Origin of the sequence: Nonomuraea sp. NPDC059007, assembly GCF_042740555.1 — a bacterium.
Taxonomy (GTDB): Bacteria; Actinomycetota; Actinomycetes; order Streptosporangiales; family Streptosporangiaceae; genus Nonomuraea.
In genome coordinates, this window is record NZ_JBHYJD010000001.1 from 206,354 (window position 1) to 230,854 (window position 24,501).

Below are 24,501 nucleotides of genomic sequence, written 5' to 3' on the forward strand. Positions count from 1 at the left end.
CTCAGTCCTGACCCTGCAGGTGCTTGCGGACGTAGGCGCGCCAGGTGGGCGCCCACTGCTTCGGGTCGTCGAGCGACGTCATGTCGATCTTGTGGATCGTCTGGTTGTACGGCGCGCCCTTGACGAACTCCGGATCCCGGCGCGCCTCGTCGGCGACGTGGGCCAGGATCGCGGCGTACTCGTCGAGGTCCTCCTTGGCGTAGGACTCGGTGGGCTCCAGCGTGAAGGGCTCGGGCACCAGGTAGGGGTGGTGCGAGGTCCAGTAGTGGACGCCGAAGTCCGCGGCGCGGGTGCCGATCTCCTCCGAGTGCACGCCGGTCTCCTCCGACAGCTGCTGCCAGGAGTAGCGGGCCTGCTCGACGTGGCGGCTGTTCCATGGGACGGAGGCGCCGGGAATCTGGAGGATCTTGTGCATGAGGTAGTTGTTGTTGAGCACCGCGGTCTCGGCGACCTGACGGAGCCCTTCCGCGCCCAGCGACATGATCCATGCGTAGGCCCGGACGACGTTCGGGGTGACGCCGAGGAACGGGCGGATCTTGCCAACGGACTTTTCCGGATATTTCAGCACAAAACGCTCAGTACCGTCGAATCCAGTACCGTCGAATTCCACCCGATCGACGGTCGGCTCGGGCAGGAACGGCTCCAGCGCCGGCGAGACGCCACAGGCGCCCGCCGCAGGACCGCCGCAGGAGTGCGGGGTCGAGAACGTCTTGTGCAGGTTGAAGTGGCACAGGTCGAAACCGACGTCGCGCGCCCGCGTGATGCCCAGGATGCCGTTGGCGTTGGCCTGGTCGTAGCAGGCCAGGCCGCCCACCGAGTGCACCAGGTCCACGAACTCCTTGATGCGCGAGTTGAAGACGCCCGTGTCCTCGGGGTTGGTGATCATCAGCGCGGCGGTACGCGGGCCGATGGCCGCCTTCAGCGCCTCGATGTCCGGCAGGCCCTCGGCGTCCGGCATCAGCGTGATGACCTCGTACCCGGCGGTCTTGGCGCAGGCCGCGTTGGACGGGTGCGAGAACATCGTGGTGATGACCTGGTCGCGGCCCTCACCGCCGTTGGCGGCGTGGTAGGCGCGGATCATCGCGATGTTGGCGTAGATCGCCGCCGACCCCGAGCCCGGCTGCAGCGAGACCCGGGACATCCCCGAGATCTCCGCCAGCATCCGCTCCATGCGCCAGTAGATCTCCAGCACGCCCTGCACGGTGTCCTCGTGCTGGTGCGGGTGGAGCGGATTGGTCGCCTTGGCGAACAGGTCGTTGACCTTGGGGCTGTACTTCATCGTGCAGGTGCCCTGGCCGACGTCGATGTTGAGGTCGAAGCCCAGGTTCTCCTGCGACAGCCGCAGGTAGTGCCGCAGCACGTGCAGCTGCGACATCTCGGGCAGCTTCGGCGCGTGCTCCCGGCGCACCGACGCGGGCAGTTCCACCGCGGGCCCCTCGGCCTTGGGCACGGCGATGCCGCGCCGTCCCGGGTGCGAGAGCTCGAAGATGATCGGCTCGTCCCACCGGGCCTGGTGGAAGCGGCGCAGCGGCGGCTTCGGCGCCACCGGCAGCTCGGCGAACGACTCTCCGTGACCGCTCATGCGCCCAGAACCTCCTTGACGGCCGCTGCGAGCCGGTCGATGTCGTCGGTGGAGTGGCACTCGGTCACGCACACGAGCACCGTGCGGTCGTCGAGGGCGACGCCGCCGAAGATCCCCTTGTCGCGCAGCCCGTCCAGGAGCGCGCCGGACGAGGGCACCTCGATCGCGAACTCGCGGAAGTGCACGGCGTCCTTGTGCCGCACGGTGACGTGCCGGCCCAGGGCGTCCATGGCGTAGCGGGTACGCGACAGGATCGTCTCCCCGACCTCCTTCATTCCCTCCGGGCCCATGAGCGCCAGGTAGACACCGGCCGTGATGCCCCACAGGGCGGCGGCCGTACCCACCCATTCCTTGCCCTCTTCGCGGTGGGCGAAGGAGGTGCGGTCGTAGTAGACGTCGCCGAAGCCGTACTCGCCGGGGACCTTCGTCGGCGCGATGCCGAACAGGCGCGAGGGGAACTCCGCGACCAGCGGCTCGTGGTCCTGGGTGGCGATGTAGCCGGCGTGGCCGCCGCCGTAGCCCGGGTGCATGCCGAGCGGCTGGATGTCGCCGCAGGCGATGTCGGCGCCGTAGGCGGCCGGGGGCGCGAGGACGCCGAGGGAGATCGGGTCGGCGCTGACGACGAGCAGCGCGCCGTTGGCGTGCGCCAGGTCGGCCAGCTCCTTGCCCCGGGTCTCGACCACGCCGTAGACGTTGGGGGTCTCCAGGTAGATCGCGCCGAAGGTGTCGTCGATCGCGACCTCGCCGATCTCGCCGTTGGCGGCGACCGGGGCGAAGACCATCTCGATGTCGTGGGCGAGGAAGTCACGCAGCTTGCTCAGCTTTTCGGCGGCGATGGCGCCGCTGAGCAGGACCTTGGGCCGGCCGGTGTAGCGGCAGGCCATGCGGATGGCGGTGCCGGACGCCTGGTAGCCGTCGTAGGTGGGGACGTTGACCACGTCCATCTCGAGCAGCTCGCCCATCATGCTCACGTACTCGAACAAGGCCTGGAAACGCCCGTGGTCCTCGTACGGCTCGCCGGCGTAGGCGGTGAGGAACTCACTGCGGGAGTTGACCTCGTCGCAGACCGCCGGGACGTAGTGCGCGTAGCTGCCGTGCCCGAGGAAGCTCAGTCCGGCCACGTTCTTGGCGAACAGGCCCTCCATGTGGCGCACGAGATCCTGCTCGGCCACCAGCGGCGCGGGCAGGTCGAGCGGGCGGTTCAGCCGGAGCTCGGCCGGAATGTCGGCATAGAACTCCTCGACGCTCCGCGCGCCGACGGCGGCCAGCATCTCGGCCCTGACACCAGGCTCGGTGTTCGGGATATACGGGTGTGTCAACGGATCTCCTTCAACACGATGGCGTCTCGGGGGGCGAGCTCGATCTCGCCGTCGAGGGTGGTCTGGGTGAGCAGGTCCTCGCCGCGGTGCGGGAGCGCGACCCGCCGGGTCTCGGCGGTGTGGTTGAGCAGGAAGAGGTACGCGCCCCTCCGCACGGCCTCCACCCCCTCGGGAAGCTCGATGCCACGGACGCCCGCGCGGGCGAGCACGTCGTCGAGAACCGGCGTCACGTCGTCGAGAAGGCAGCTCAGGTAGGTGGCCCGGCCCTTGCGGGTGATCGCGGGCCGCCCGTCGAGGTCGCCGCCCCGGTAGCGGGCCAGCACCTCGGCGTCGATCGGCCGCAGCCACTCCGCCCACGTGTGCGCGCTGCCGCCCTCCACGGGCTGGCGGACGCCGTCGGGCAGCGGCCACCACTCGTCCACGGCCACGCCGAGCAGTTCGCGCAGCGGTCCCGGCGCGCCACCGTCGTGCACCTGGTCGTTGGCGTCGACCACGCCGCTGAACGGCCCCACGACCAGCTCTCCCCGGTACGCCGCGAGCTCGTCACCGGCGAGGTAGAGGTTGGGGGCGATCACCAGCTTGTAGCCGGACAGGTCCCGGCCGGGCGGCGTCAGGTCCACGGCGATGCCGCGCGCGTGCAGCGGCGCGTACCAGGCCAGCAGGAGGTCCTTGAGCTTGAGCCGGTTGGACGGCATCGACTCGGGCGCCTCCAGGCCCCACCAGCTGTCCCAGTCGAGGACCAGGGCGACCTCGGCCTCGCTGTGGGAGCCGGCGACCTCGCCGAGCCTGCGCAGGTCCGCGCCCAGGCGCAGGGTGTCCTGCCAGCCGCGGGTGGCGGTGCCGCCGTGCGGGAGCATCGCGGAGTGGAACTTCTCCGGGCCGTACTTGGCCTGGCGCCACTGGAAGAACATGACGCCGTCGGAGCCGTGGGCCAGCGCCTGCAGGCTGTGCAGGCGCATCATGCCGGGCGGCTTGGGCGCGTTGACCTCGCGCCACGACACGGCGCTCGGGGCCGACTCCAGCAGCAGCCACGGCTGCCGCTTCAGCGAGCGCATGAGGTCGTAGCTGAGGGCCACGGCCACGTGCGAGCGCGGGTCGGCGGGGTCGGGGTAGGCGTCGTCGCTGACGAGGTCCTCGGCGGCGGCCCACTTCCAGTAGTCCAGGCCGTGCAGGATGCTCATGAAGTTCGTGGTGACCTTGACCTCGGGGGTCACCCGGCGCAGCACGGCCTTCTCGGCCTCGAAGAGCTCCAGCAGGGCGTCGCTGCAGAAGCGGCGCCAGTCGAGGAGCTGCGCGGGGTTGACCGGGCCGGGGGCGGTGCGGGGCGGCTCGACCTGGGCCAGGTCGGTGTAGTGCTGGCCCCAGCAGGAGGTGCCCCAGGCGGCGTTGAGCCCGTCGGCGTCCTTGTAGCGCTCGGCCAGCCAGCGGCGGAAGTGCCGGGCCGACTCCTCGCAGAAACATTCGAGGGTGTGGTCGGCGTACTCGTTGCCGATGTGCCACATGGCCAGGGCCGGGTGGTCCTTGTAGCGCTCGGCCATCGCCTCGGCCAGCCGTACGACGTGGTCCTTGAAGACCGGAGAGCTGGGGCAGTAGCCCTGCCGGGAGCCGAACTCCAGGCGCACGCCGTCGGCGCTCACCGGCATCACCGAGGGGTGCTCGCGCACCAGCCACGGCGGCGGGGTGGCGGTCGCGGTGGCCAGGTCGGCGGCGATCCCGTGCTCGTGCAGGAGGTCGAGGACGCGGTCGAGCCAGCCGAAGTCGTACTCGCCCCGCCTCGGCTCCAGCCGCGACCACGAGAACACGGCGACGGTGGCCATGTTCACGCCGGCCTCGGCCATCAGACTCATGTCCTCGGCCCAGACCTCCTCGGGCCACTGCTCGGGGTTGTAGTCCCCGCCGAACAGCAACCCCGGCACCCGGGTCAGCCCCACTCTTACTCCTCTTGTGCTGTGTACTATTTTGTACACAGAATTCATAGTGCAGTATTTTGCATCACGTCAAGCGCTACGCTGAACAGGGAAGATCACACCGAAGGAGTGCCATGCCGATCGAGCGGCGACCACTGCGCGAGCAGATCAGGGACGAGCTCTTGAGAAGGCTCGATCGCGGCGACTTTTCCGCGGGCACGGACATCAACGAGGCGGCGCTGGCGGGCGAGCTCGGCGTCAGCCGTACTCCCCTGCGTGAGGCGCTCATCACACTCGCGGGCGAGGGCGTGCTGGAGAGCTCCCAGGGCAGGGGCTTCCGGTTCGCGCCGGTGAGCAAGAGGGAGTTCAGGGAGCTGTGCGAGATCGTCGCCGCCCTGGAGTCACTCGCACTGGAGACCTCCGACCCCGGCTACCTGCGCAAGATCGCCCCTGAGCTGCTACGGCTGGCGCGCGACTTCCCCGACCCGGTCGCCGAGCAGCAGATCATAGAACGGCACGACGACGAGTGGCACGACCTGCTGCTGAGCGGCTGCCAGAACGAGCGGCTGCTCGACCTGATCACCAGCGTCAAGGCCGGCATGCGGCGCTACGCCCACCTGATCGCCGGCGACGACGCCCCCCTGGAACGCGAGGCGGCCGAGCACTGCGAGGTGGCCGAACTGCTCATGGCCGGGCACCTCGACAAGGCGACGGAGGCGCTGCGCGACAACTGGGTGAACGGGATGGAACGCATGATGTCCCGCATCCCCTCCGCTTAGGCTTGGAATAGTTGAAAGATAAACTGGGTTAGGCCCTGCAGACACCGCAGGAAGGAGCCCGACATGCCCGCCGTAACCGTCGAGAACCCGCTCACCCTCCCGCGCATCCCGGCCCACACCGGTCCGCAGCGCAAGGTGCTGGCGGTCGAGACCGCGCCCACCGGCTTCGAGGGCGAGGGCTTCCCCGTACGCAAGGCGCTGGCCGCCATCAAGCCGCAGTACCTCGACCCGTTCGTCATGATGGACCAGATGGGCGAGGTCGACTACGCCGCCGGCGAGCCCAAGGGCACCCCGTGGCACCCGCACCGCGGCTTCGAGACCGTCACGTACATGATCGACGGAGTCATCGACCACCTCGACTCCAACGGCGGCGGCGGCACGATCACCAACGGCGACACCCAATGGATGACGGCCGGCGCCGGCATCCTGCACAAGGAGGCGCCGCCGGAGTGGCTCGTCCAGAAGGGCGGCCTGTTCCACGGCATCCAGCTCTGGGTCAACCTCCCCGGGTCCAAGAAGATGATCGCCCCCCGCTACCAGGACATCGGCAGCTCCAGCGTCGTCCTGCTCAGCAGCGACGACGGCGGCGCGCTGGTGCGCCTGATCGCCGGCGACCTGGGCGGGCACGCCGGGCCCGGCTCCACCCAGACGCCCATCACGCTGCTGCACGCCTCGCTCAGCCCCGGCGCGCGCCTGACGCTGCCGTGGCGCAAGGACTTCAACGCGCTCGCGTACGCGCTGTCCGGGAACGGCAGCGCCGGTATGGAGAAGACGGCGTTCGGCAGCGGGCAGCTGGCGGTGTTCGAGGGGTTCGGCAACCGGCCCGGACTGGCCACCTCGGGTGAGGCGATCACGCTCACCGCGGCGCCGCGTTCGGCGCTGGAGGTGATCGTCCTGGGCGGCGAGCCCATCGGGGAGCCGGTGGCGCACTACGGTCCGTTCGTCATGAACACGCGGGCCGAGCTGGTTCAGGCCTTCGAGGACTACCAGGCGGGCAAGCTGGGCGTCATCCCGGCCGAACACGCCTGACCCCGACCGGCTTCGACGGGCCCGCGTCGCGCGGGCCCGTTTCGCTGTCCCAGGACCGGTTCGCGTTTCGTGCTAGCTGGTGTGCTTTTGTGACTCTGCTGCCGCCCAGGCGAAGACGCTTCTGGCCATCAGCGACTGTTCGCCCGCCGCCCTGGCCGCGAAGACCTCGGCCCGGACCCGGTGCACGCCCGGGTCGCCGGGGGCGGCCAGTGCGGCCATCTCGGCCAGGTGCCCGGCCAGGCGCTCGTCACCCTCGCCCAGAGCCTTCAGCGCGGCGTCGGCCAGCACCGAGGCGCCGCCGGCCAGCCCGGCGACCGCCGCGGCCACGGCGGCGTCCGGGGCGGGCTTCAGGGTGGCGGGGTTGCCGTCGTACCAGCCGCCGTACAGCCGCCAGAGGTTCCTGACCACGAACTCGGGCTCGTCGTAGCGGGCACGCAGGTACGGCCGGTCGGCCAGGTGCGCCGGCGGGCGTACCGTGTGCATGATCTCGTCCAGGCGGGCGCCGGCGTTGAGGAGGCCGAGCGCCTGGGTGACCAGGGACTCCAGCCATTCCGCCGTCTCCAGCAGCGCCGTGCGGATGCGGTCGCGGCCGAAGACGGGCGCGCCGTGGCTGGGGAGCATGGTCTCGGCGTCCAGGGCGGCCATGCGGCGCAGGGCGTGGACCCACTCGCGTGGGTAGCGCTGGACCTTCTGCGGATTGCCGCAGTTCGGGGTGACCCAGATGAACAGGTCGCCGGGCAGCAGGAGCTTGTGTTCCGGGACGTAGCAGACGCTCGCGTCGTCGGTCTCGCCCTTCGCGTGGAAGAGGTCGAAGGTGAGGCCGCCGCGCCGTACCGTCAGGGAGTCGTCGAAGGTGACGTCGGGGTGACGGTAGTCCGTGGGCCAGCGCAGGTTCGGGGCTTGGAACTGGCGCTGGTTGATGATCGCGTTGTAGCCGTTCGTCAGCACGTAGCGGTGGAAACGGGCTACAACTGCCTTGTGGGCGTAGATCGTCGCGCGGGGTCCGGACTCCTCGAAGGGCGCGGTGCCGAAAACGTGGTCGATGTGGCCATGCGAGTAGAATGCCGTGGTCAGCGGGGCCTTCGACCAGGCGCGTACGTCGGTGTGGAGCTGCGCGGCCGAGAAGGGGCTGCTGGTGTCGAAGAGGACCAGTTCGCCCTCGGTCTCGAAGGTGATCACGTTGCCGAAGCCCGGCCACCACCCGAGCCCGTCCGCGATCGGCTGGACGCCCTTGCCGTCCATGCCCGTGTCCACGATGCTGTCGTCCGACTCACCGTTCCAGATACGGTCCGCGTACTCCTCAATCATGGGCACCACCTTGTTCTAGAACACGATTCTAGACAAGGGGTCACGGAAGCGCCTCACAAGGTCACGGGTCGATTGCGCCCTCTTGACGGGAGTCACCGGACATTCGTACGTTCGGCAAAACGTTTAGGAAACTTTCCTAATTGATCCCCTTCAGGAGAGATCCGTATGTCCCACCCGGGAGAGATCACACGGCGCCAGCTGCTGCGCCGGATCGGCCTGACCGCGTTCGTCGCCGGCCCCGGGGTGGGCCTGCTCTCAGCCTGCGCCACCGGCGGCACCGCGGCTCCCTCCGCCTCCGCCCCCGCCCCTGCCTCCAGCGCCGGCTCCGACCCGAAGAACCCCTTCGGCGTCGACGCCAAGAAGGGCCTTGAGGTCGTCATCTTCACCGGCGGCTTCAAGGACGACTACGCCAAGCTCGTCCACGAGGCGATGTACACCAAGTCCTTCGCCGGCGTCTCCATCAAGCACACCGGCACCCAGAACGTCGGCACCATGCTGCGCCCGCGCTTCCTGGCCGGCGACGCGCCCGACGTCGTCAACAACTCCGGCCCCGAGGCCATGGACGTGGCCGCGCTGGCCGCCGAGGGCCACGTCGCCGACCTGGGCCCGCTCTGGGACGCCCCGGCGCTCGACGACCCGGGCAAGAAGGTCCGCGACACCGTCACCCCGGCCGCGCTCGAGGAGGGCAAGCTCAACGGCAAGGACATGACGCTCAACTACGTCGTGTCCCACCGCGGGCTCTGGTACAACAGCAAGCTCTTCGAGAAGGAGGGCTGGACGCTCCCGCAGACCCTCGACGAGTTCAAGGCGCTGGGCGACAAGGCCAAGGCCAAGGGCATGCACCTGTTCGCCTACCCGGGCCAGAAGGGCCCGTACTACATGCTGTGGAACATGCTCTACCAGGCCGCGAAGATCGGCGGCAACCAGGCCATCATCGACATCGACAACCTGGTGGACAACGCCTGGAAGTCGGAGGCGTTCAAGGCGTCCGTGACCGCCTGGCACGAGATCTTCACGAAGTACAGCGACAAGTCCTACCTCGGCCTGGACCACACCCAGACCCAGATCAAGCACCTGCAGGACAAGTTCCTGTTCTACCCGACCGGCTCCTGGCTGGAAGGTGAGATGGCCAAGGACAAGCCGGACACCTTCGAGTACGCCCTCGCGCCGTTCCCCACCGTCACCGCCAACGACACGATGCCCTACGGCGCCATCCAGGTCGGCACCGGCGAGGTCTTCTTCGCCACCGCCAAGGGCAAGAACCCGCAGGGCGCGCTGGAGTACCTGCGCATCATGCTCTCCAAGGAGGGCGCGAAGGGCTTCGTCCAGCAGACCAAGAGCCTCACCATCGTGAACGGCTCCGCCGAGGGCGTCGACCTGCCCCCGGGCCTGGCCTCGGCCAACAAGGTCCAGACCGCCGCCGGTCAGAGCCTCATCACCTCGGCACGCTTCGAGGGCTGGTACAAGGAGCTGTTCGACTACGCCTGGGCGCAGCAGAACATCCTCATGGGCGGCCGGATGACCGTCGACGAGTTCCTGGACAAGGTCCAGAAGAAGGCCGACGACATCAAGGCCGACTCCTCCATCGCCAAGCAGACCAGGAACGCGTAACTCGATGGAGCGGCTTCGCAAGTACGGTTTCGTCCTGGGATTTCTCGCCGTCCCGGTGACGCTTTACGTAGTCTTCGTGATCAGTCCGTACATCCAGGCTTTTCAGCTCTCGCTGACGAGCTGGAACGGTTACCAGGCGAACCCCGCCTTCGTCGGGTTTGAGAACTTCACCAGGCTCTTCAACGACGAGGTCTTCTGGAACGCCCTGCGGACGCACGGGATCGTCCTGCTTGTGATGCCGCTCGTCGTGCTCGCCCTCGCGCTGGTCTTCGCCTTCCTGCTCAACCTGGGCGGCGGCTCGCGCGGGGCCGGCATGCGGGGCGTGTGGGGCTCGACCTTCTACAAGGTCGTGTTCTTCGCGCCCCAGGTCCTGGCCGTCGCCATCGTCGGCGTGCTCTGGAAGGCGATCTACCGCCCCGACGAGAGCGGCGTGATCAACGGCGCCGTCATGAAAATGGGCGGCGAGCCGATCGGCTGGATGAGCGACCCGAACCTGGCCCTCTGGTCGCTCATCGCGGTCATGGTCTGGCAGGCGGTCGGCTTCTACGTGGTGCTGTTCTCCGCGGGCATGTCGGCCATCCCGAAGGACTACTTCGAGGCCGCCTCCCTCGACGGGGCCGGCCGGTTCACCCTCTTCTTCCGCATCACGCTGCCACTGCTGCGTGACACGATCCAGGTCGGCTGGGTCTACCTGGGCATCGCCGCCTTCGACTGCTTCGCCCTGGTCCAGGTACTCACTCTGGACGCCGGCGGGCCCGACGGCGCCACCACCGTGCTCCCCGTGGAGATCTTCAAGACCGCCTTCTCCTACAGCAAGGTCGGATACGCCTCCGCGATGGGCGTGGCCCTGTTCTTCCTGACGGTCACCTTCGCGGTGCTGACCCTGCGCGTCACCCGGCGCGAGAAGATCGAGATGTGATGGATCCGAGGCGACACGCATCCATCCGTCATCGCTCGGCAAGAGGACTCTGACATGCGAAACAAGCCGAAGCCCAGCGCCCTGAGCGGCCTGTCGCACGTCGCGCTCGCCGTCTGGGCGCTGCTGATCATCCTTCCGCTCCTGTGGACGTTCCTGGCCGCGTTCAAGGACAACACCGAGATCTTCGGCGACGCGCTCCAGTTCCCCGGCGCGGCCCGCTGGGACAACTGGGCCCGGGCCTGGGAGAAGGCCCACGTCGGGCAGTACATGATCAACACGGTGATCGTCGTGTTCTTCAGCACGCTCGGTACGATGTTGTTCGGCTCGATGGCCGCGTACGTGCTGGCCCGCTACAAGTTCGTCGGCAGTAAGCTCATCTACCTGCTGTTCGTCTCCGGCATGGCCTTCCCGGTGTTCCTGGCGATCACCCCGCTGTTCTTCGTGGTGAAGCAGGTCGGGCTGCTCAACTCCTACCTCGGCCTGATCGTCGTCTACATCGCCTACTCGCTGCCCTTCACCGTGTTCTTCCTGGCCGCCTTCTTCCGTACGCTGCCGGAGGCGGTGGCCGAAGCGGCGAAGATCGACGGGGCCTCGCACACCCGTACGTTCTTCCAGGTCATGCTGCCGATGGCCAAGCCCGGCCTGATCAGCATCACCATCTTCAACGTGCTGGGCCAGTGGAACCAGTACCTGCTGCCGCTCGCGCTCGTGCCGGCCGACCGTTCGAAATGGGTCATCACGCAGGGCATCGCCGATATCTCCACCATCGCCGGCTATGAGGCCGACTGGCCTGCTCTGTTCGCCGCCATGAACCTGGCGATCATCCCGGTGCTGATCGTCTACATCATCTTCCAGCGCCAGATCCAGTCCGGGCTCGGCGCGGGGGCCTTGAAGTAACGTTGCCCTCATGAGTGAGTGGACCCGCGAAGGTGAGGAACTCCGGCGCACGATCACCGCGCCGGACTTCCCCACGGCCATCCGCATCGTCGACGAGATCGCGGTCAAGGCCGAGGAGATGAACCACCATCCCGACATCGACATCCGGTGGCGTACCCTCCACCTGGTCCTGACCACGCACGACGCGGGCGGCCTGACCGACCTCGACCACCGGTTGGCGGCCATCATCGACGAAATCGCGGCCAAACACGGAGCGTAAGTAGCCGGTCACTCGCTAGAGTTGACGGGCCCACAGCCCGTCACTCCGGGGAGAGACCATGCGTCGGCCCGCCATCCTTCTGTCGCTGTTCGTGCCGCTGCTGGCCGCGGGCTGCACGCAGTCCGCCACGCCCGCGGCGGCCCCGTCACCTGCCGCCGCCGTGACGCTCAAGGGCGCCGGCCGCTTCACCGACGCCGACACCGCGGCCATCGCCTACGACCGCAAACTCGCCCCCGCCGGATCCCAGGCCAGCCTGACCGCCGAGTCGATCGGCGGCAGGACGACGTCGTCGCTGGTCGTGGAGGGGCTGCTGCCCAAGCGTGCGTACGGCGCGCACCTGCACACCAACCCGTGCGGCGCCAAGCCCGACGACGCCGGGCCCCACTTCCAGCACCACGGGAAGAGCGCCAGCGCGGCGAACGAGGTGTGGCTCGACCTCACCACCGACGCCGAGGGCACAGGACGCGCGACGGCCCGCAACGACTGGGAACTGGAGCCGGGCCACCTCCCCCGCGCCCTGGTCATCCACGCCCAGCCGACCACCAGCACGGGGCCGTCAGCGGGCACCGCCGGCCCCCGAGTAGCCTGCCTGACCCTCAACTAAACCACCCCTTCCCCCCTTTCCCGGGCCACCCCTCTCCCCGCCACCACCCCTCCCGGCCACTCCATTCCCTGGCTGCCCCTCCCAGGGGTCAGCACCGCTAAGCACCGCGCAGCGCCGCTCGTGCGGCCATCAGGTGCGAGCTCTCACCCCCACCGCCCGTTTCGCGCCGCGGGCTACCCGCACGCGTTGGCGCCGCTCACCCTCCCCCGCCACCGCGCTCGGCCCTTGTGCACGCCCCTGCCTTGAAGCCCCGTTGAGCGACGGAGCACCCTCCGCCCCTGTGCCCAGGTCTGGGCGGTCTTGTCGGCTATGGCCCTAGGATGCTTACACAATTACGTCGAAGGGCTTGAAGAATGTCTGAACGCCGGTGGCAGCCGCCCCGCTTAAGGCTTTTCGAGGGTGACCACAGGCGCGCCACCTGGCTGGAACTCCTGTACGACCTCGTGTTCGTCGTGGCCGTGGCGGAGCTCGCCGACGTACTGGCCCATGGAAACGGCCTGGCCTTCGTCGGCCTGTTCGTCCCGCTCTGGTGGGCCTGGGCGGGCTATGTCTTCTACGCCAACCGCTTCGACACCGACGACGTCAGCCACCGCCTGCTCATGCTGCCGCAAATCCTCGCGATCGCCCTCATGGCCGCCAGCGTCGGCGACATCGGCAACCGGTCGGCGTTGTTCGCCGTGTCGTACGTCGTCGTACGCCTGCTGCTCATCGTCGCCTACATCAGGGCGCGCCAGCACGTCCCCGAGGCCCGCGCGCTCACCACCCGCTACATCCAGGGCTTCGCGATCGCGGCGGCGATCTGGCTGCTGTCGCTGGCGTTCGAGCCGCCGATCCGGTACGTCCTGTGGGGCGTCGCCGTGGCCATCGACCTGGCGACGCCGTTCCTCGCGCGACGCCATCAAGGCTCACTGCCGCCCCAGACGGAACACCTCCCCGAGCGGTTCGGCCTGTTCGTCGTGATCGTCCTGGGCGAAGTCGTCGCGGCGGTCGTCTTCGGCCTCAAGAGCCACGCCGTGACGCCGGGCAGCGTGTTGATCGCGCTGAGCGGGATCGCGGTGGCGATGGCCTTCTGGTGGCTGTACTTCGGTCACCTCGACGAGTCCGTCGTCCTGCGCACGCGGCTGGCTGGGCAGGTGTGGGTGTATTCGCACCTGCCGCTCGCCCTCGGGCTGGCCGCGTTCGGCATCGGGGTGGAGCACGCGCTGGCCGACCCGGGATCGTCCGGCTGGTCGGTGGGCATCCCCGCAGCGCTCGTACTGGCCACGCTGGGCCTGCAACACCTGTGCTCCGGCGACCGCCGTTCCTCCACCGTCCGCGCCGCGAGCGCCGGGCTGATCCTCGTGTTCTCGTGGCTCCCGGTGACCGTTGTGCTCCTGTTCGTCCTGCTCCTTGGCGCCGGTCAGGTCGCGTACCTGCTGGCCCGCCCCGTCACCGGAGACGCACAATGATCGAAGACCTCTTCACCCGCCAGCTGAAGGCCATCGCCGACGGCGACCTGGAGGCCATCCTCGCCCAGTACCACGAGGACGCCATGATCGTCCGCCTGGACCGCGTGGCGACGGGCCCCGAGGAGATCCGCGCCTTCTTCGCCGCCTACCTGGCACTCAAGCCCGAGGTAGCGGAGATCAAAGCCCTCCAGGCCGTGAACGACACCATCTTCTACAACGCCGTCATGACGGTGAACAACAACCGGGTCAGCGCCTACGGCACCCTGATCATCCGAAACGGCCAGATCTGGCGCCAAACCGCCGCCGCCATCCCCCTGTAACCCACCCCTCCCTCCGACCGCGCCGCACCGCCTCGTGCGCGGCGCGGCACCTTTTCCGGTACGTCGCCCAGCCCGGCCCCACCACGTCGCATCGCCGTACCCCCGGCCCTCGCCCGGACTTCGAGGCATTGCCCGGTCTGGAGGAGGCCGGGGTCGTCAGCCGAGGTGGGCGCGGGTTTCGGCGAAGGCGGCGTCGGTGCCCTCCAGGGCGCGGGCCACGTCGGCCTCCGTGTGGGCGGCGGACATGAACCAGTTGTGCCACGGATGGATGTACACCCCGTGCCGCAAGCACGCCGAACTCCAATGCATGGCCACCGACAGATCGGCGTCACCCTCGAAGCTCAGCCAGGGAATCGTCACCGGCCCCGTCTGCTTCACGGTGAACCCGTGGGACCTGGCCTGCGCGTACAGCCCTTCGCGCAGTTGGGAGCCGGCCTTCTCCATGGCGGCGATGCCGTTCGTGTCGCGCAGGGTCTCGATCGTGGCCTTGGCCGCGGCCATGGCAACGGCGGAGAACCAGAAGGAGCCGGTCGAGTACAGGGTCTGCGCCGGCCCGCGCAATGCGTCCGTGCCGGTGACCGCGGCGATCGGGTACCCGTTGGCCATCGCCTTGGACCAGGCGGTCAGGTCGGGCCGCACGCCGTACGGCTCCCAAGACCCGCGCAGATCGATCCGGAACCCCGCCCGGACATCGTCGATCACCAGCGCCGCCCCCAGCCGATCGGCCAGCGCCCGCGCACCCCGCGCGAACTCCGGCTCCACGAGCTCCTGATCCTCGAACGAGTCGTGCTTGAACGGCGTCACGATGATCGCCGCCACATCACCCTCGACCGTGGCCGCGGCCTCCTCCAGGCTGGCCGGCGAGTTGTAGGCGAACTCCACGAGATCGGCCCGCTCGTTGGGCGTGGTCCCGGCGAGCGACGGCGTACACCAGGGATCGGCCCCGTGGTAGGCGCCGTGCGCCATCAAAACCTTGTTCCGCCCCGTGGCCGCCCTGGCCACCATCAACGCCTGCGTGGTGGCATCGGTGCCGTTCTTGGAGAACATCGCCCAATCAGCACTGGGCACGGTGTCGACCAGCAGCTCCGCCAGCTCGACCATGACCGCGCCGGGCCCGTTGAGACAGTCCCCCTTGGCCAGTTGAGCAGCGGCTGCCGCTTCCACCTCGGGATGCCGGTGCCCGAGCACCACCGGCCCCCAGCTGCACATGAAGTCGATGTACTCCCGCCCGTCCACGTCCCACTGCCGGCATCCGTCCCCGCGCTCGAAGAACTGCGGGTAGCCCGGCGCGAAGATGGCGGCGTTGAGATGCCCGTACATCCCGCCCGGCACGACCTTGGCAGCGCGCTGGCGAAGTTCGCTGTCTGTCATCTCAATTCCTTCCGTCGTCCAGGAGGCCGAGGGTGGAGGGGAGGTCGGTGATGCCCGCGTCGGAGCCCAGGCCGGTCGCCACGCGGGCGGCGGCGGCCGTGCCCCAGCGGGCGGCGGTGAGGACGTCCTGGCCGTGCAGGAGGCCGGTGACGAAGCCCGCGCAGTACGCGTCGCCGCAGCCGGTCGTGTCGCTGACCTCGGTTTTCAGGGCGGGCACCACGTCGCCGGCCGGCGGGCCTCCGGTGAAGATCTGGCTGCCCTCCGAGCCCATGGTGATCAGGACGGCCTTCGGGCCCTCGGCCAGCAGGGCTTCGGCGGCCTCCTCCAGGGTCGTGGCGCCGGTCATGAGGAGGGCCTGGGACTCGTTGGGGAGAACGTAGTCGACGTGCGGAAGGAACGCCTTTGCCATGCCCAGGAGGTCGGGCATCTCCGAGAGGAGGTCCATGGTGATGATGGTTCCGGCGGCGCGCAGCGTGTCCAGCAGAGCGAAGAACGCGGGGTCGCCCAGGCCGAAGGTCACGTCCACGCCGCCCAGGTGGACGGCCTGCGCCGTACGCAGGATGCCGGGGTCCACGTCGGCGGGGGTGACCGAGAGGTTGGCGCCGGGGACGTGGAAGCTGGGACGGCCGCCGTCCGGGCGGATGGGGAGGATGGAGGCGGCGGTCTGTTCGCCGGGGCGGCGGCGGATGTGGGAGACGTCCACGCCGTGCCGGCCCATGACCATGAGGAGGAAGTCGCCGAGCTCGTCGTCGCCTATGGCGCCAAGGGAGATCACCTGGTTGCCGAGTTTGGCCAGGTCCACGGCGGTGCCGGCGGCGGCGCCCGCGGCGGTGAGGCGGATCTGCTCGACGAGCACGGTGTCCTGGCCCGGAGGGATGTGTTCCACGGGGCGGGTGAGGATGTCGACGATGTGCACGCCGACTGTGACGACCGTCATACCGCGTTAGTAGACAGACGTCCGACTAAAAAGTCAATACAATGCCCGCATGCCGAAGATCGTGGACCACGACGAGCGCCGGCGCGACGTGCTGACCGCCGCCAGCAGGGTCATCGTGCGGGATGGCATCGACGCGGCCACCACCCGCGCCATCGCCAAGGAGGCCGGGCTCTCCAATGGCGTTCTGTCCCATTACTTCGCCGACAAGGACGAGATCCTGCTGTCGGCGTTGCGGGAGTCGCATCGGCGGATCCGGGAGCGGCTGACCGCCAAGGTCGGCGAGCTCGGGGGGCTTGCGGCCTTGCGGGAGGTATTGCTGGACAACCTTCCGCTCGACGCGGAGCGCACCGAGGAGACCCGGCTGGAGGTCAGCTTCTGGAGCCGGAGTTTGTCGTCGGAAGAGCTGGCCGAGGTGCAGCGGGCAGAGGCGGGTGAGTTGCGCGCCGCCGTACACGGACTGCTGGTCGAGGCTCGGGCGGCGGGAGAGGTACGCGCGGAGGCGGACCTCGACGATGCCACCGAGCATTTGCTCGCCCTGGTCGACGGGCTGAGCCTGCACCTGCTGCTGTATCCGGGGCGGCTGCGGCATGCGGATCTCGAACGCCTCATGGGGGCGGCGATCGACGGATTCGCGACAAGTTAGGGTTGTCGAAGCGGCGTTGACAACTTAGTGTTGTCGGCATGGACAGCCACGCGCTGAACACCCAGGCCATGATCGAGGCGGTGGCCGAGCGGGCCGCCTCGCCGGAGCCTCTGGTACTGCTCGAAGCCGCCATCGCCTACGCCACGCTGGCCGGCGCCGCCGCCGATGGCATGGTCGACCACTACGTCGACGCCGCCCGCACCGCCGGGCTCTCCTGGACCGACATCGGCGACCGGCTCGGCATCAGCAAGCAGGCCGCCCGCCAGCGGTTCGCGCCGAGGCTGGAGGTGAGCGGCGGGCCCGCGGCCGAACCGGCGCCGGTCGCGCCGCGGCTGTCGGTGTGCGTCGAGGTCGCGCAGGCCCTCGCGGACGCGGAGGGCAGCGTGCCGGGCACCCAGCATCTGCTGCTCGGGCTGCTGGAGGTGGGGGTCGCCGCGAGCGTGCTCGACCGGGTGGGGGTGACCAGGGAAGGGATCCGCGAATCGGCCGCGCGGCTGCTCGCGCCGCGTGGGGGCGTGGTGGGGGACGGCGAGGCGTACGACAACGTGATGCGCGCCCGCCGCCTCGCCGCGAGCAGGGGTCAGAACCTGACCCGCACCCAGCACCTGCTGTGGATCCTGGCCATGGATCCCGGCTCGTCGGCGCGGCGCGTCCTGGACGATCTCGGGGTCGACCCCGCGCGGATCAAGAAGGAGCTCAACGACCTCATCCCGCCCCCTCCCCGGCCCGGACGACGCGGCCGGAAACTCGGCAAGCGGGATGTTTCGGCCTGCTCGTTCTGCGGCTGCGTGGATCAAGGACGGGCGATGGTCAACGGGCCGGGCGTGCGGATCTGCGGCGAATGCGTCGGTTTCGCCACGGAGATCATCCACGCCGCCCACGGCGCGGCGACCGCGCCCGGCCGCCGCCTGATCCCCTGACCCGGTCGCGGTACATTGTCCGGCATGCTGCTGGCCGAGCTCAGACAACAGATGTGCGAGTACGGCCGGCGCGCCGTCGACCAGGGCCTGGTCATCGGCTCATCCGGGAACCTGAGCGCCAGGGAGGGCGACCTGGTCGCGGTCACCCCGTCCGGGGTCCAGCTCGACCGGCTGACCGCGGAGGGGTGCCCGGTCGTCGACCTGGACGGCTACCTGGTGGAGGGCGAGCTCCAGCCGTCGTCCGAGACCCCGATGCACCTCGCCGTCTACGCCACCACGCCGGCGCGGGCGATCATGCACACGCACTCGGTGTTCGGGACGGTGGTGGCCACCACGATGACCGAACTGCCTCCGGTGCACTACAACGCGCTCATGCTGGGCGGGGTGGTGCGGGTGGCCGAGTACGCCACGTACGGGACGCCTGAGCTGGCGGCGAACGTCAGGCTGGCCATGGAGGGCAAGCAGGCGGCGTTGCTGGCCAACCACGGCGGGGTGACGATCGGCGCCACGTTGGAGCAGGCGTTCGAGGCTACCCGGCTGCTCGAGTGGCTGTGTGAGGTGTACGTGCGCGGGTTGTCGATCGGGAAGCCCACGGTGCTGACCGACGACCAGTTGGCCGCGGTGATCGACCGCTCCTTCAACCCGCCCACCTTCCCCCGCCGCACCCCCTGACCCGCCTTTGCGACCCCTGAAGGACTCGGTAGCCACCGGGAGACGCGAAGGGACACAGGCCAAGAGCCCCGAGGCGCCCGGAAGCAGCGGCCCGGAAGGGCGGAAACCCGCGGGGGCGCCGGAGGCGCGAGAGCACGCGAGACCGGCACCCCCGAGGCTCCCGGGGGTGTGGGAGGGCGGAGCCTGCGGGGTTGGAGGGTCGGTGGTGGGGTTAGGTCAGGGCTTTTTCGGCCAGGCCCAGAGGAAGGCCGCCGGAGCCGGCCAGGCGGTCGTGGAAGGACTTGAGGGTGCCCTGGTAGGACTCCCGGATGCGGTCGATCTCGATGGCGCCCGTCAGGTACGACGGGGCCTGCGTAGGCCACGCGCAGTACCGGTTGACCTCCCCCTGCGCCGTCCCCGGCGACAACGACGCCCGCGTGGCCATGAAGGTCTCGGCCTGTTCGATGGTCATGTCCCCGCAGTGCAGCGCCGTGTCCACGACGATGCGGGCGGCGCGGAAGATGCGGCAGTCCAGGTGGGCCAGTTCGGTGGCGGGTGTGTCGAAGTAGCCCTGCTCGTGCAGCATCTTCTCGACGTACAGGGCCCACCCCTCGGTGAAGTACGGCGTGCGGAACACCTTCCTGACCGTCCGGCGGCTCTCGGCGATGTGCGACAGGTGCCAGTGGTGACCCGGGTAGGCCTCGTGGACCGCGATCGACGGCATCTGGGCGCGGGCGTTGGTGCGCAGGCGCTGGCGTATCTGCTCGTCGGTGAAGTCGTCGGGGGTGTAGGGCACGTAGAAGATGCCGGTGCGGGAGGTGCTGAGGGGCGGCGGGGCGAGGTAGTGGGCCACCGCGAGGATGGGGCGCGTGTACTCGGCCGAGGGCAGCACCCTGCACTCCTCCCCCTCGGGGAAGGTGACGAGGTCGCGGTCGCGGACGAACTCGCGGGCCCGCTGGGTCTCGGCCTCGTATTCGGTACGCATGGCTTCGAGGGTGGGCGGGTGGTCGTCCATGAGGGATTCCATGGCGGCGCGCCAGTCTTCGGTGCCGTTGACGCGCTGGGCCACCTCGCGCATGCGGGTGTCGAGGGCGGCCCACTCGTGTTCGCCCTTGGTGTGGAGGTCGGCGGCGCCGTACCCGAGGAGCTCGCGCTCGCGCAGGAGGACGGTGTAGAGCTGTTCGCCCATGCGCCAGGTGCCGCCGCACTCGAAGCCGTCGAGGAAGGTGACGAGCTGGTCGAAGGCGTCGGCGGCGGGTTCCGCCGCGGCGGCGAGCTTGGCGCGCAGGTCGGGGTCGTCGACCAGCGACGGCAGCGTGGAGGTGAGGAAGCGGCGGCCGGTGCGGGCCTGGCCGAGTCCGCGCTGGATGAGCAGCGGCGCGGCGATCGTGGGGTCGAGGTTGGCGCGGCAGTCGGCCAGGACGCCGGGGATCTCGGCCAGCCGGGAGACGGCGGCGGCGACCAGTTCGTGCTCGGGCTTGAGCTTCTGCTGGAAGGGCGTGTTCAGGGAGGTGAACACGAGGGCCACGTAGTAGGCGGGGTCGCGCCGCCAGGCCGGCCACTGCGCCATGGCGACGGAGCCGCGCAGCTGCGACAGGACGAGGTCGCGATCGATCGCGTCGTCGAGGGTCTGGGGCTCCAGCGCGGACAGGCGGGTGATCCAGCGGCGCTCTTCGTCTTCGACGGCGATCAGCGCGGCGGCGGAGAAGTCGCCGAGCGTGTGGTCGTATCCGTCGGCGCCGAGGTGGTTGGCGAGGATGGGGTGGTTGGTGAAGTACCAGGAGAGAAACTCGTCCACGGATCGCACCATATCCTGATGAAATGCCCCTACAGATCACCGGCGCGCTGGGTGACCCCGACCTGATCCGGCTGCCGTGGGAGACCCCTCTCGCCGAGTGGCCGCAGCACCATCTGGTCGACCTGCCCCGCGGCATCTCGCGGCACGTGGTCCGCTTCGCCCGCCTGTCCGGCAAGGTCTACGCGATCAAGGAGATCAGCGAGAGGTACGCCAAGCGCGAGTACCAGCTGCTCTGGGACCTGGCCAGGCTGGATGCCCCGTCGGTGGAACCGGTCGCCTACGTCACCGGCCGCGACGAGGGCCTGGACGCCGCGCTGATCACCCGGCACCTGCAGTTCTCGCTGCCCTACCGGGCGGTGATGTCCGGCACGCTGCGCCCCGACACGCTGACCAGGCTGCTCGACGCGCTGGCCGTGCTGCTGGTGCGCCTGCATCTCAACGGCTTCTACTGGGGCGACTGCTCGCTGTCGAACACGCTTTTCCGCCGGGACGCCGGCGCGTTCGCCGCGTACCTGGTGGACGCCGAGACCGGCGAGATGCACCCGATGATCAGCGAGGGCCAGCGGCTGGCCGACATCGAGACCGCGCACGTCAACATCTTCGGCGAGATGCTCGACCTGGAGACCGGTGGCCTGCTGCACCCGTCGATCGATCCCATGGAGACGGCAGAGGACATCGTCACCCGCTACCACCGGCTGTGGAGCGAGATCACCCAGGACGAGATCATCGAAGAGGTCGACTGGCACAAGGTCGAGCAGCGTATCCGGCGGCTCAACCTGCTCGGTTTCGACGTGGCCGAGATGATGGTGCGCCGCAAGGTCGGCACCGGGCGGCTGATCGTGCGGCCCAAGGTGGTCGACGCGGGACACCACCAGCGCCGCCTGCTCCGCCTGACCGGCCTGGACGTGGAGGAGAACCAGGCCCGCAGGCTGCTCAACGACCTGGACGGCTTCCGCGTCGCCAAGGGCCTGCGGCACGAGGACGAGGCGATCGTGGCGCACCGGTGGCTGGCCGAGGCCTTCCAGCCGACGATCGAGGCGATCCCGGCCGACCTGCGCCGCAAGCTCGACACGGCACAGGTGTTCCACGAGGTGCTCGACCACCGGTGGTACCTGTCGGAGGCGGCGGGCAGCGACGTGGGGCTGAGCGCGGCGGTGAAGTCGTACATCGACGAGGTGCTGGTCCACAAGCCGGACGAGAAGGCCCTGCTGCCCGACGAACCCACAATGTGAGGAAATTTCGCTTGTAGCCGGGCATTGCCCCTGGTGATGGCCATATATGCCACCTGGTGGGGATACATTCCGCTGGGGGAACAAAGCCCTTCCCCGCGGCCCGGGGCGGGATGGCCGTCCGGCTCTACGCTGCGTCAGTGCTCGCACTTGACGACTGCCTCCTCAGCGTGATGGACATCCCGGGCGTCCTCGACGCCCTGGTGATGGATCACCTCAGCGGAACCGTGATGGCCTCCGGCGGGCGCGGCGAGGCCGAACGGTCGGCGCCCGCGCTCGGCGAGACGCTGCGCGTCACCATGGACGCCCTCGCCGGCGCCACCCACCGTGGAACGGTCCGCATCGACGACCTGATCGTCATCGCCGACGACGGCTACCACCTGCTCCATCCGGTGGAGATGCCCTTCGACGGCCCGCTGGTGATCTACGTGCGGCTCGACCTCGGCCGCGCCAACCTGGCACTGGCCCGTCACCAGCTCAGCTCGATCACCGGCCGGCTGCGGGGCTGACGCCGTGGCCGCCGTCCATACGCTGCTCACCGGCCTGGCCAGAGAACGCGCCACCGGTTCGCTCAACGTGCTCCCGGCCGGCAAGGCGTACCTGCGCGAAGGGCGGATCACCCACCTGGAGTGCCCGCGCACGCCGTCGGTCGAGCGGCTGCTGACCGCGCGCGGCGGGGCGGGCGCCTACAGCCGGGCCGAGCTGGAGTTCTGCGTTGCCGGCGCGGTGCTGGACGCCGCCTACTTCCTGCTGCCGGCCGAGCTCCCGGCGGCGCGGCCGAAGTTCCGGCCGGGTGAGTGCCCGCGGCCGCACACCCGGCTGGAGTTCGAGCTCGCCTGGCTGGTCGGCGAATGCGCGCGAAGGAGAGCCCAGTTGGCGCAGATCTGGTCCTCGGCCGAACTGGACGACGTCCCGGTGACCCCGGCCGCGCGGCTGCCCGGACATCGGGCGACCGTGAGCGCGCTGGAATGGGAGATCCTGCTCGGCGCCGACCGGGTGGCGACGCCGGCCGAGCTCGCCGACCGGCTGGGGCAGCCCGCCTACTCGGTGCTGCTCGCGGTCCGGCGCCTGGCCGCCGCGGGACTCCTGGTCGCGCCGCTGATGCCGCGCCGGCGGGGGCGGGCGCTGGATCGGTCGGTGCCGCCGGCCCTGCCGCAGAGCGACCCGGATGTCCTGGCCGCGGTGAAGAGGGCGCTGGAGGAGCTGGCGTGAGGTTCTCCGCGACGAGCCTGCGCCTTCGCGCCCTGCGACGGAACGGAAGGAGGCCCTCCGTGGAACTCCGCGAGCGGGTGCTCGGCGAGATGAGCAGGCTGCGCGAGCGCGTGCCCGAGGTCAGCGGCAGCGTCGCCTGCACCGTGGACGGGCTGCCGATCGCCGGCGACCTGCCCGGTGACCGGTGCGACCAGACCGCCGCGCTCTCGGCGGCGGTGCTGGCGCTCAGCCGGCGCATGGCCGACCTCGCGGGAAAGGGCGTGCTGCAGGAGACGCTGGTGTCGGCCAGCGCCGGGTTCGCCGCCCTTTACGCCGCGGGACCCACCATCGTCCTCACCGTCGTGGCCGAGCCGGGCGCCAATCTCGGCCTGCTGCGGCTGGAGGGGCGCAAGACGGCGGCCGCGCTGGCCGCCATCGCATCGCGACAGCGGTGAACACACACAAGGAGGTACGCATGGCCGGCATCGACGTCTCCCTCAAGGAGATGATGGCCATCGACGGCGCCGTCGGCGCGGCGGTGGTCGATCACGGCAGCGGCATGGCGCTGGGCGCCCTCGGCGGTTCCAAGGACCTCGACCTGCAGGTCGCGGCGGCGGGCAACACCGAGGTGGTCAAGGCGAAGATGCGCACGATGGACTCGCTCGGCCTCAAGGACACCATCGAGGACATCCTCATCACGCTCGGCACCCAGTACCACATCATCCGGCCGATGGCCGGGCGCGGCGGAAAGGGCCTGTTCCTCTACCTGGCGCTCGACCGCGGCCGGGCCAACCTGGCGATGGCCCGCCACCACCTGCGCAACGTGGAGGAGAAGCTGGAGGTCTGAGGGCGTCGCGCGGCCGCCGTGGGGGAACGGCCGCGCGACGCGGGTCACCCGGCCGTGTGTTTCGTGATCTCTTCCACGAACCGCGACCAGAGTGGCTTGGGCAGATCGTGCCCCATTCCGGGGAACGTGACCAGTCTTGCGCGCGGAATTGCCGCAGCGGTTGCGTGGCCGGCGGCGACCGGAATGAGCGCGTCGTCCTCTCCGTGCAGGACAAGCGTGGGTACGGCCAGCCGGGCCAGCCTTTCGGTCCGGTCACCGGAGGCCAGAATGGCGGCCAATTGCCGGGCCGTTCCCGCCGGGTCGTGCGCCCGGTCATAGGCGAGCCCGGCCAGCAGGGCGATCCGCTCGGTGTCCAGGTCGTAGCCGGGCGAGCCGATCACCGCCCAGGTCCGCTGGGCCAGCGCGATCGCGGCCGCGCGGTCGGGCGGCGGGGCCGACATCAGGGTCGCGCTCGCCTCCGGCGTGGGCGGCGCGACCTGCGGTCCGGGCGTGGACATGATCGAGGTCAGCGTGCGTACCCGCCCGGGATGGTCGATCGCGAGCTGCTGGGCGACCATGCCGCCCATCGACGCGCCGACGACGTGCGCGGCGGGCCAGCCGAGCGCGTCGATCAGCCCGGCCGCGTCCCGCGCCATGTCCGCCAGCAGGTACGGCGAAGCGGGCGATCCGAATTCCGGAACGCCCGCCTCGTGAAGATGCGTGGATTCACCGGCGTCACGGTTGTCGAACCGGACGACATGGTGACCTTGCTCGACGAGGAGCTCACAGAACTCCTCGTCCCAGTGGATGAGCTGGGCGCCGAGCCCCATGATGAGCAGCAGTGGCCGTGCTTGTGGCGAGCCGAAGCTGTCGTAGACGATCTCGATGCCGTTGACGGCCGCGCGCTGGGTCATGGGAAACAGAATCACATTCTGTTCCCCATGAGTAAAGAG

At 69.6% G+C, this 24,501-nt stretch carries 25 protein-coding genes; 17 read left to right on the plus strand and 8 right to left on the minus strand.

Features of this window, described 5'->3' with window-relative positions:
• Nucleotide 1 precedes the first annotated feature (1 nt).
• Genes gcvPB through ACFWY5_RS01000 form a run of 3 tightly spaced genes read right to left on the minus strand, consistent with a single transcriptional unit; the run spans nucleotide 2 to nucleotide 4,832 of the window.
• Complete coding sequence (gene gcvPB / locus ACFWY5_RS00990; RefSeq protein WP_379630201.1) at nucleotides 2-1,582, minus strand: aminomethyl-transferring glycine dehydrogenase subunit GcvPB; 1,581 nt, start codon at nucleotides 1,580-1,582, stop codon at nucleotides 2-4.
• The gene (gene gcvPA / locus ACFWY5_RS00995) at nucleotides 1,579-2,901 is read right to left on the minus strand and encodes an aminomethyl-transferring glycine dehydrogenase subunit GcvPA (protein WP_379610394.1); all 1,323 of its coding nucleotides are present in this window, start codon (nucleotides 2,899-2,901) and stop codon (nucleotides 1,579-1,581) included. The genes gcvPB and gcvPA overlap by 4 nt, the downstream gene beginning before the upstream one ends.
• Complete coding sequence (locus ACFWY5_RS01000) at nucleotides 2,898-4,832, minus strand: beta-galactosidase (RefSeq protein ID WP_379630202.1); 1,935 nt, start codon at nucleotides 4,830-4,832, stop codon at nucleotides 2,898-2,900. Before ACFWY5_RS01000 ends, gcvPA begins: the two co-directional genes overlap by 4 nt.
• A 110-nt stretch (nucleotides 4,833-4,942) precedes the next feature.
• On the opposite strand from ACFWY5_RS01000, the gene ACFWY5_RS01005 reads away from it, so the two are divergent.
• Both ACFWY5_RS01005 and ACFWY5_RS01010 read left to right on the plus strand, forming a co-directional pair.
• Nucleotides 4,943-5,587 carry a GntR family transcriptional regulator gene (locus ACFWY5_RS01005; RefSeq protein ID WP_184960088.1) on the plus strand — a complete coding sequence of 215 codons (645 nt, stop codon included), beginning with the start codon at nucleotides 4,943-4,945 and terminating at the stop codon, nucleotides 5,585-5,587.
• Nucleotides 5,588-5,650: 63 nt separating this feature from the next.
• On the plus strand, nucleotides 5,651-6,616 hold the full coding sequence (locus ACFWY5_RS01010; protein WP_379630203.1) for a pirin family protein: 966 nt from the start codon (nucleotides 5,651-5,653) through the stop codon (nucleotides 6,614-6,616).
• Between the two features lie 72 nt (nucleotides 6,617-6,688).
• Here the strand turns inward: ACFWY5_RS01010 and ACFWY5_RS01015 are convergent, their stop codons facing one another.
• Nucleotides 6,689-7,924 carry an alkyl sulfatase dimerization domain-containing protein gene (locus tag ACFWY5_RS01015; protein ID WP_379630204.1) on the minus strand — a complete coding sequence of 412 codons (1,236 nt, stop codon included), beginning with the start codon at nucleotides 7,922-7,924 and terminating at the stop codon, nucleotides 6,689-6,691.
• A gap of 165 nt (nucleotides 7,925-8,089) precedes the next feature.
• Here ACFWY5_RS01015 and ngcE point away from each other — a divergent pair, with 165 nt between their 5' ends.
• The 7 genes from ngcE (at nucleotide 8,090) to ACFWY5_RS01050 (ending at nucleotide 13,982) form a co-directional block, all read left to right on the plus strand.
• Entirely contained in the window at nucleotides 8,090-9,535 is a 1,446-nt protein-coding gene (gene ngcE, locus ACFWY5_RS01020) for an N-acetylglucosamine/diacetylchitobiose ABC transporter substrate-binding protein (RefSeq protein ID WP_379630205.1), read from the plus strand.
• 76 nt (nucleotides 9,536-9,611) lie between these two features.
• The gene (locus tag ACFWY5_RS01025) at nucleotides 9,612-10,454 is read left to right on the plus strand and encodes a carbohydrate ABC transporter permease (protein ID WP_379630206.1); all 843 of its coding nucleotides are present in this window, start codon (nucleotides 9,612-9,614) and stop codon (nucleotides 10,452-10,454) included.
• Between the two features lie 54 nt (nucleotides 10,455-10,508).
• On the plus strand, nucleotides 10,509-11,351 hold the full coding sequence (locus ACFWY5_RS01030; RefSeq protein ID WP_379630207.1) for a carbohydrate ABC transporter permease: 843 nt from the start codon (nucleotides 10,509-10,511) through the stop codon (nucleotides 11,349-11,351).
• 10 nt (nucleotides 11,352-11,361) lie between these two features.
• A complete protein-coding gene (locus tag ACFWY5_RS01035) occupies nucleotides 11,362-11,610 on the plus strand; it encodes a 4a-hydroxytetrahydrobiopterin dehydratase (protein WP_379610402.1) in 249 nt (82 codons plus the stop codon).
• A 58-nt stretch (nucleotides 11,611-11,668) separates the two neighbouring features.
• Nucleotides 11,669-12,214 (plus strand): superoxide dismutase family protein, encoded by a 546-nt coding sequence (locus ACFWY5_RS01040; protein ID WP_379610403.1) that lies wholly within the window; start codon nucleotides 11,669-11,671, stop codon nucleotides 12,212-12,214.
• Nucleotides 12,215-12,567: 353 nt separating this feature from the next.
• Nucleotides 12,568-13,662, plus strand: a complete 1,095-nt coding sequence (locus ACFWY5_RS01045; protein ID WP_379630208.1) for a low temperature requirement protein A — start codon at nucleotides 12,568-12,570, stop codon at nucleotides 13,660-13,662.
• Nucleotides 13,659-13,982, plus strand: coding sequence for a nuclear transport factor 2 family protein (locus ACFWY5_RS01050; protein WP_379610405.1), 324 nt, complete (start codon nucleotides 13,659-13,661; stop codon nucleotides 13,980-13,982). The genes ACFWY5_RS01045 and ACFWY5_RS01050 overlap by 4 nt, the downstream gene beginning before the upstream one ends.
• Before the next feature lie 156 nt (nucleotides 13,983-14,138).
• Here ACFWY5_RS01050 and ACFWY5_RS01055 read toward each other — a convergent pair whose 3' ends face one another.
• Nucleotides 14,139-15,353, minus strand: coding sequence for an aminotransferase class III-fold pyridoxal phosphate-dependent enzyme (locus ACFWY5_RS01055; RefSeq protein ID WP_379630209.1), 1,215 nt, complete (start codon nucleotides 15,351-15,353; stop codon nucleotides 14,139-14,141).
• 1 nt (nucleotide 15,354) lies between these two features.
• Nucleotides 15,355-16,290: a carbohydrate kinase family protein gene (locus tag ACFWY5_RS01060; RefSeq protein WP_379630210.1), complete on the minus strand. Its 936-nt coding sequence runs from the start codon at nucleotides 16,288-16,290 to the stop codon at nucleotides 15,355-15,357.
• Between the two features lie 49 nt (nucleotides 16,291-16,339).
• Here ACFWY5_RS01060 and ACFWY5_RS01065 point away from each other — a divergent pair, with 49 nt between their 5' ends.
• The 3 genes from ACFWY5_RS01065 to ACFWY5_RS01075 are packed head-to-tail and all read left to right on the plus strand — an operon-like array spanning nucleotide 16,340 to nucleotide 18,525.
• Nucleotides 16,340-16,933 (plus strand): TetR/AcrR family transcriptional regulator, encoded by a 594-nt coding sequence (locus ACFWY5_RS01065; protein ID WP_379630211.1) that lies wholly within the window; start codon nucleotides 16,340-16,342, stop codon nucleotides 16,931-16,933.
• Between the two features lie 38 nt (nucleotides 16,934-16,971).
• Nucleotides 16,972-17,853 (plus strand): Clp protease N-terminal domain-containing protein, encoded by an 882-nt coding sequence (locus ACFWY5_RS01070; RefSeq protein WP_379630212.1) that lies wholly within the window; start codon nucleotides 16,972-16,974, stop codon nucleotides 17,851-17,853.
• Between the two features lie 24 nt (nucleotides 17,854-17,877).
• On the plus strand, nucleotides 17,878-18,525 hold the full coding sequence (locus ACFWY5_RS01075) for a class II aldolase/adducin family protein (RefSeq protein WP_379630213.1): 648 nt from the start codon (nucleotides 17,878-17,880) through the stop codon (nucleotides 18,523-18,525).
• Nucleotides 18,526-18,736: 211 nt separating this feature from the next.
• On the opposite strand, the gene ACFWY5_RS01080 is transcribed toward ACFWY5_RS01075, so the two are convergent.
• Nucleotides 18,737-20,302: a DUF885 domain-containing protein gene (locus ACFWY5_RS01080; protein WP_379630214.1), complete on the minus strand. Its 1,566-nt coding sequence runs from the start codon at nucleotides 20,300-20,302 to the stop codon at nucleotides 18,737-18,739.
• 23 nt (nucleotides 20,303-20,325) lie between these two features.
• On the opposite strand from ACFWY5_RS01080, the gene ACFWY5_RS01085 reads away from it, so the two are divergent.
• From ACFWY5_RS01085 to ACFWY5_RS01105, 5 genes are all read left to right on the plus strand, one after another.
• A complete protein-coding gene (locus ACFWY5_RS01085) occupies nucleotides 20,326-21,534 on the plus strand; it encodes a DUF4032 domain-containing protein (protein WP_379610413.1) in 1,209 nt (402 codons plus the stop codon).
• A 137-nt stretch (nucleotides 21,535-21,671) separates the two neighbouring features.
• Nucleotides 21,672-22,040, plus strand: a complete 369-nt coding sequence (locus ACFWY5_RS01090; protein WP_184960122.1) for a roadblock/LC7 domain-containing protein — start codon at nucleotides 21,672-21,674, stop codon at nucleotides 22,038-22,040.
• 4 nt (nucleotides 22,041-22,044) lie between these two features.
• Nucleotides 22,045-22,743, plus strand: coding sequence for a hypothetical protein (locus tag ACFWY5_RS01095; protein ID WP_379610414.1), 699 nt, complete (start codon nucleotides 22,045-22,047; stop codon nucleotides 22,741-22,743).
• A 59-nt stretch (nucleotides 22,744-22,802) separates the two neighbouring features.
• Nucleotides 22,803-23,177 (plus strand): roadblock/LC7 domain-containing protein, encoded by a 375-nt coding sequence (locus ACFWY5_RS01100; protein ID WP_379610415.1) that lies wholly within the window; start codon nucleotides 22,803-22,805, stop codon nucleotides 23,175-23,177.
• 20 nt (nucleotides 23,178-23,197) lie between these two features.
• Nucleotides 23,198-23,569 carry a hypothetical protein gene (locus tag ACFWY5_RS01105; RefSeq protein ID WP_379610416.1) on the plus strand — a complete coding sequence of 124 codons (372 nt, stop codon included), beginning with the start codon at nucleotides 23,198-23,200 and terminating at the stop codon, nucleotides 23,567-23,569.
• A 44-nt stretch (nucleotides 23,570-23,613) separates the two neighbouring features.
• Here the strand turns inward: ACFWY5_RS01105 and ACFWY5_RS01110 are convergent, their stop codons facing one another.
• The gene (locus ACFWY5_RS01110) at nucleotides 23,614-24,462 is read right to left on the minus strand and encodes an alpha/beta fold hydrolase (RefSeq protein ID WP_379630215.1); all 849 of its coding nucleotides are present in this window, start codon (nucleotides 24,460-24,462) and stop codon (nucleotides 23,614-23,616) included.
• Nucleotides 24,463-24,501 lie beyond the last annotated feature (39 nt).

Bases quoted from the DNA above. Each gene is read 5' to 3' on its own strand.
- ACFWY5_RS01030 (WP_379630207.1), top strand. From the start codon at position 10,509: ATGCGAAACAAGCCGAAGCCCAGCGCCCTGAGCGGCCTGTCGCACGTC.
- ACFWY5_RS01050 (WP_379610405.1), top strand. From the start codon at position 13,659: ATGATCGAAGACCTCTTCACCCGCCAGCTGAAGGCCATCGCCGACGGC.
- ACFWY5_RS01040 (WP_379610403.1), top strand. From the start codon at position 11,669: ATGCGTCGGCCCGCCATCCTTCTGTCGCTGTTCGTGCCGCTGCTGGCC.
- ACFWY5_RS01010 (WP_379630203.1), top strand. From the start codon at position 5,651: ATGCCCGCCGTAACCGTCGAGAACCCGCTCACCCTCCCGCGCATCCCG.
- ACFWY5_RS01055 (WP_379630209.1), bottom strand. From the start codon at position 15,353: ATGACAGACAGCGAACTTCGCCAGCGCGCTGCCAAGGTCGTGCCGGGC.
- gcvPB (WP_379630201.1), bottom strand. From the start codon at position 1,582: ATGAGCGGTCACGGAGAGTCGTTCGCCGAGCTGCCGGTGGCGCCGAAG.
- ACFWY5_RS01035 (WP_379610402.1), top strand. From the start codon at position 11,362: ATGAGTGAGTGGACCCGCGAAGGTGAGGAACTCCGGCGCACGATCACC.
- ACFWY5_RS01070 (WP_379630212.1), top strand. From the start codon at position 16,972: ATGGACAGCCACGCGCTGAACACCCAGGCCATGATCGAGGCGGTGGCC.
- ngcE (WP_379630205.1), top strand. From the start codon at position 8,090: ATGTCCCACCCGGGAGAGATCACACGGCGCCAGCTGCTGCGCCGGATC.
- ACFWY5_RS01060 (WP_379630210.1), bottom strand. From the start codon at position 16,290: ATGACGGTCGTCACAGTCGGCGTGCACATCGTCGACATCCTCACCCGC.
- ACFWY5_RS01065 (WP_379630211.1), top strand. From the start codon at position 16,340: ATGCCGAAGATCGTGGACCACGACGAGCGCCGGCGCGACGTGCTGACC.
- ACFWY5_RS01105 (WP_379610416.1), top strand. From the start codon at position 23,198: ATGGCCGGCATCGACGTCTCCCTCAAGGAGATGATGGCCATCGACGGC.
- ACFWY5_RS01085 (WP_379610413.1), top strand. From the start codon at position 20,326: ATGCCCCTACAGATCACCGGCGCGCTGGGTGACCCCGACCTGATCCGG.
- ACFWY5_RS01110 (WP_379630215.1), bottom strand. From the start codon at position 24,462: ATGACCCAGCGCGCGGCCGTCAACGGCATCGAGATCGTCTACGACAGC.
- ACFWY5_RS01045 (WP_379630208.1), top strand. From the start codon at position 12,568: ATGTCTGAACGCCGGTGGCAGCCGCCCCGCTTAAGGCTTTTCGAGGGT.
- ACFWY5_RS01075 (WP_379630213.1), top strand. From the start codon at position 17,878: ATGCTGCTGGCCGAGCTCAGACAACAGATGTGCGAGTACGGCCGGCGC.
- ACFWY5_RS01005 (WP_184960088.1), top strand. From the start codon at position 4,943: ATGCCGATCGAGCGGCGACCACTGCGCGAGCAGATCAGGGACGAGCTC.
- ACFWY5_RS01015 (WP_379630204.1), bottom strand. From the start codon at position 7,924: ATGATTGAGGAGTACGCGGACCGTATCTGGAACGGTGAGTCGGACGAC.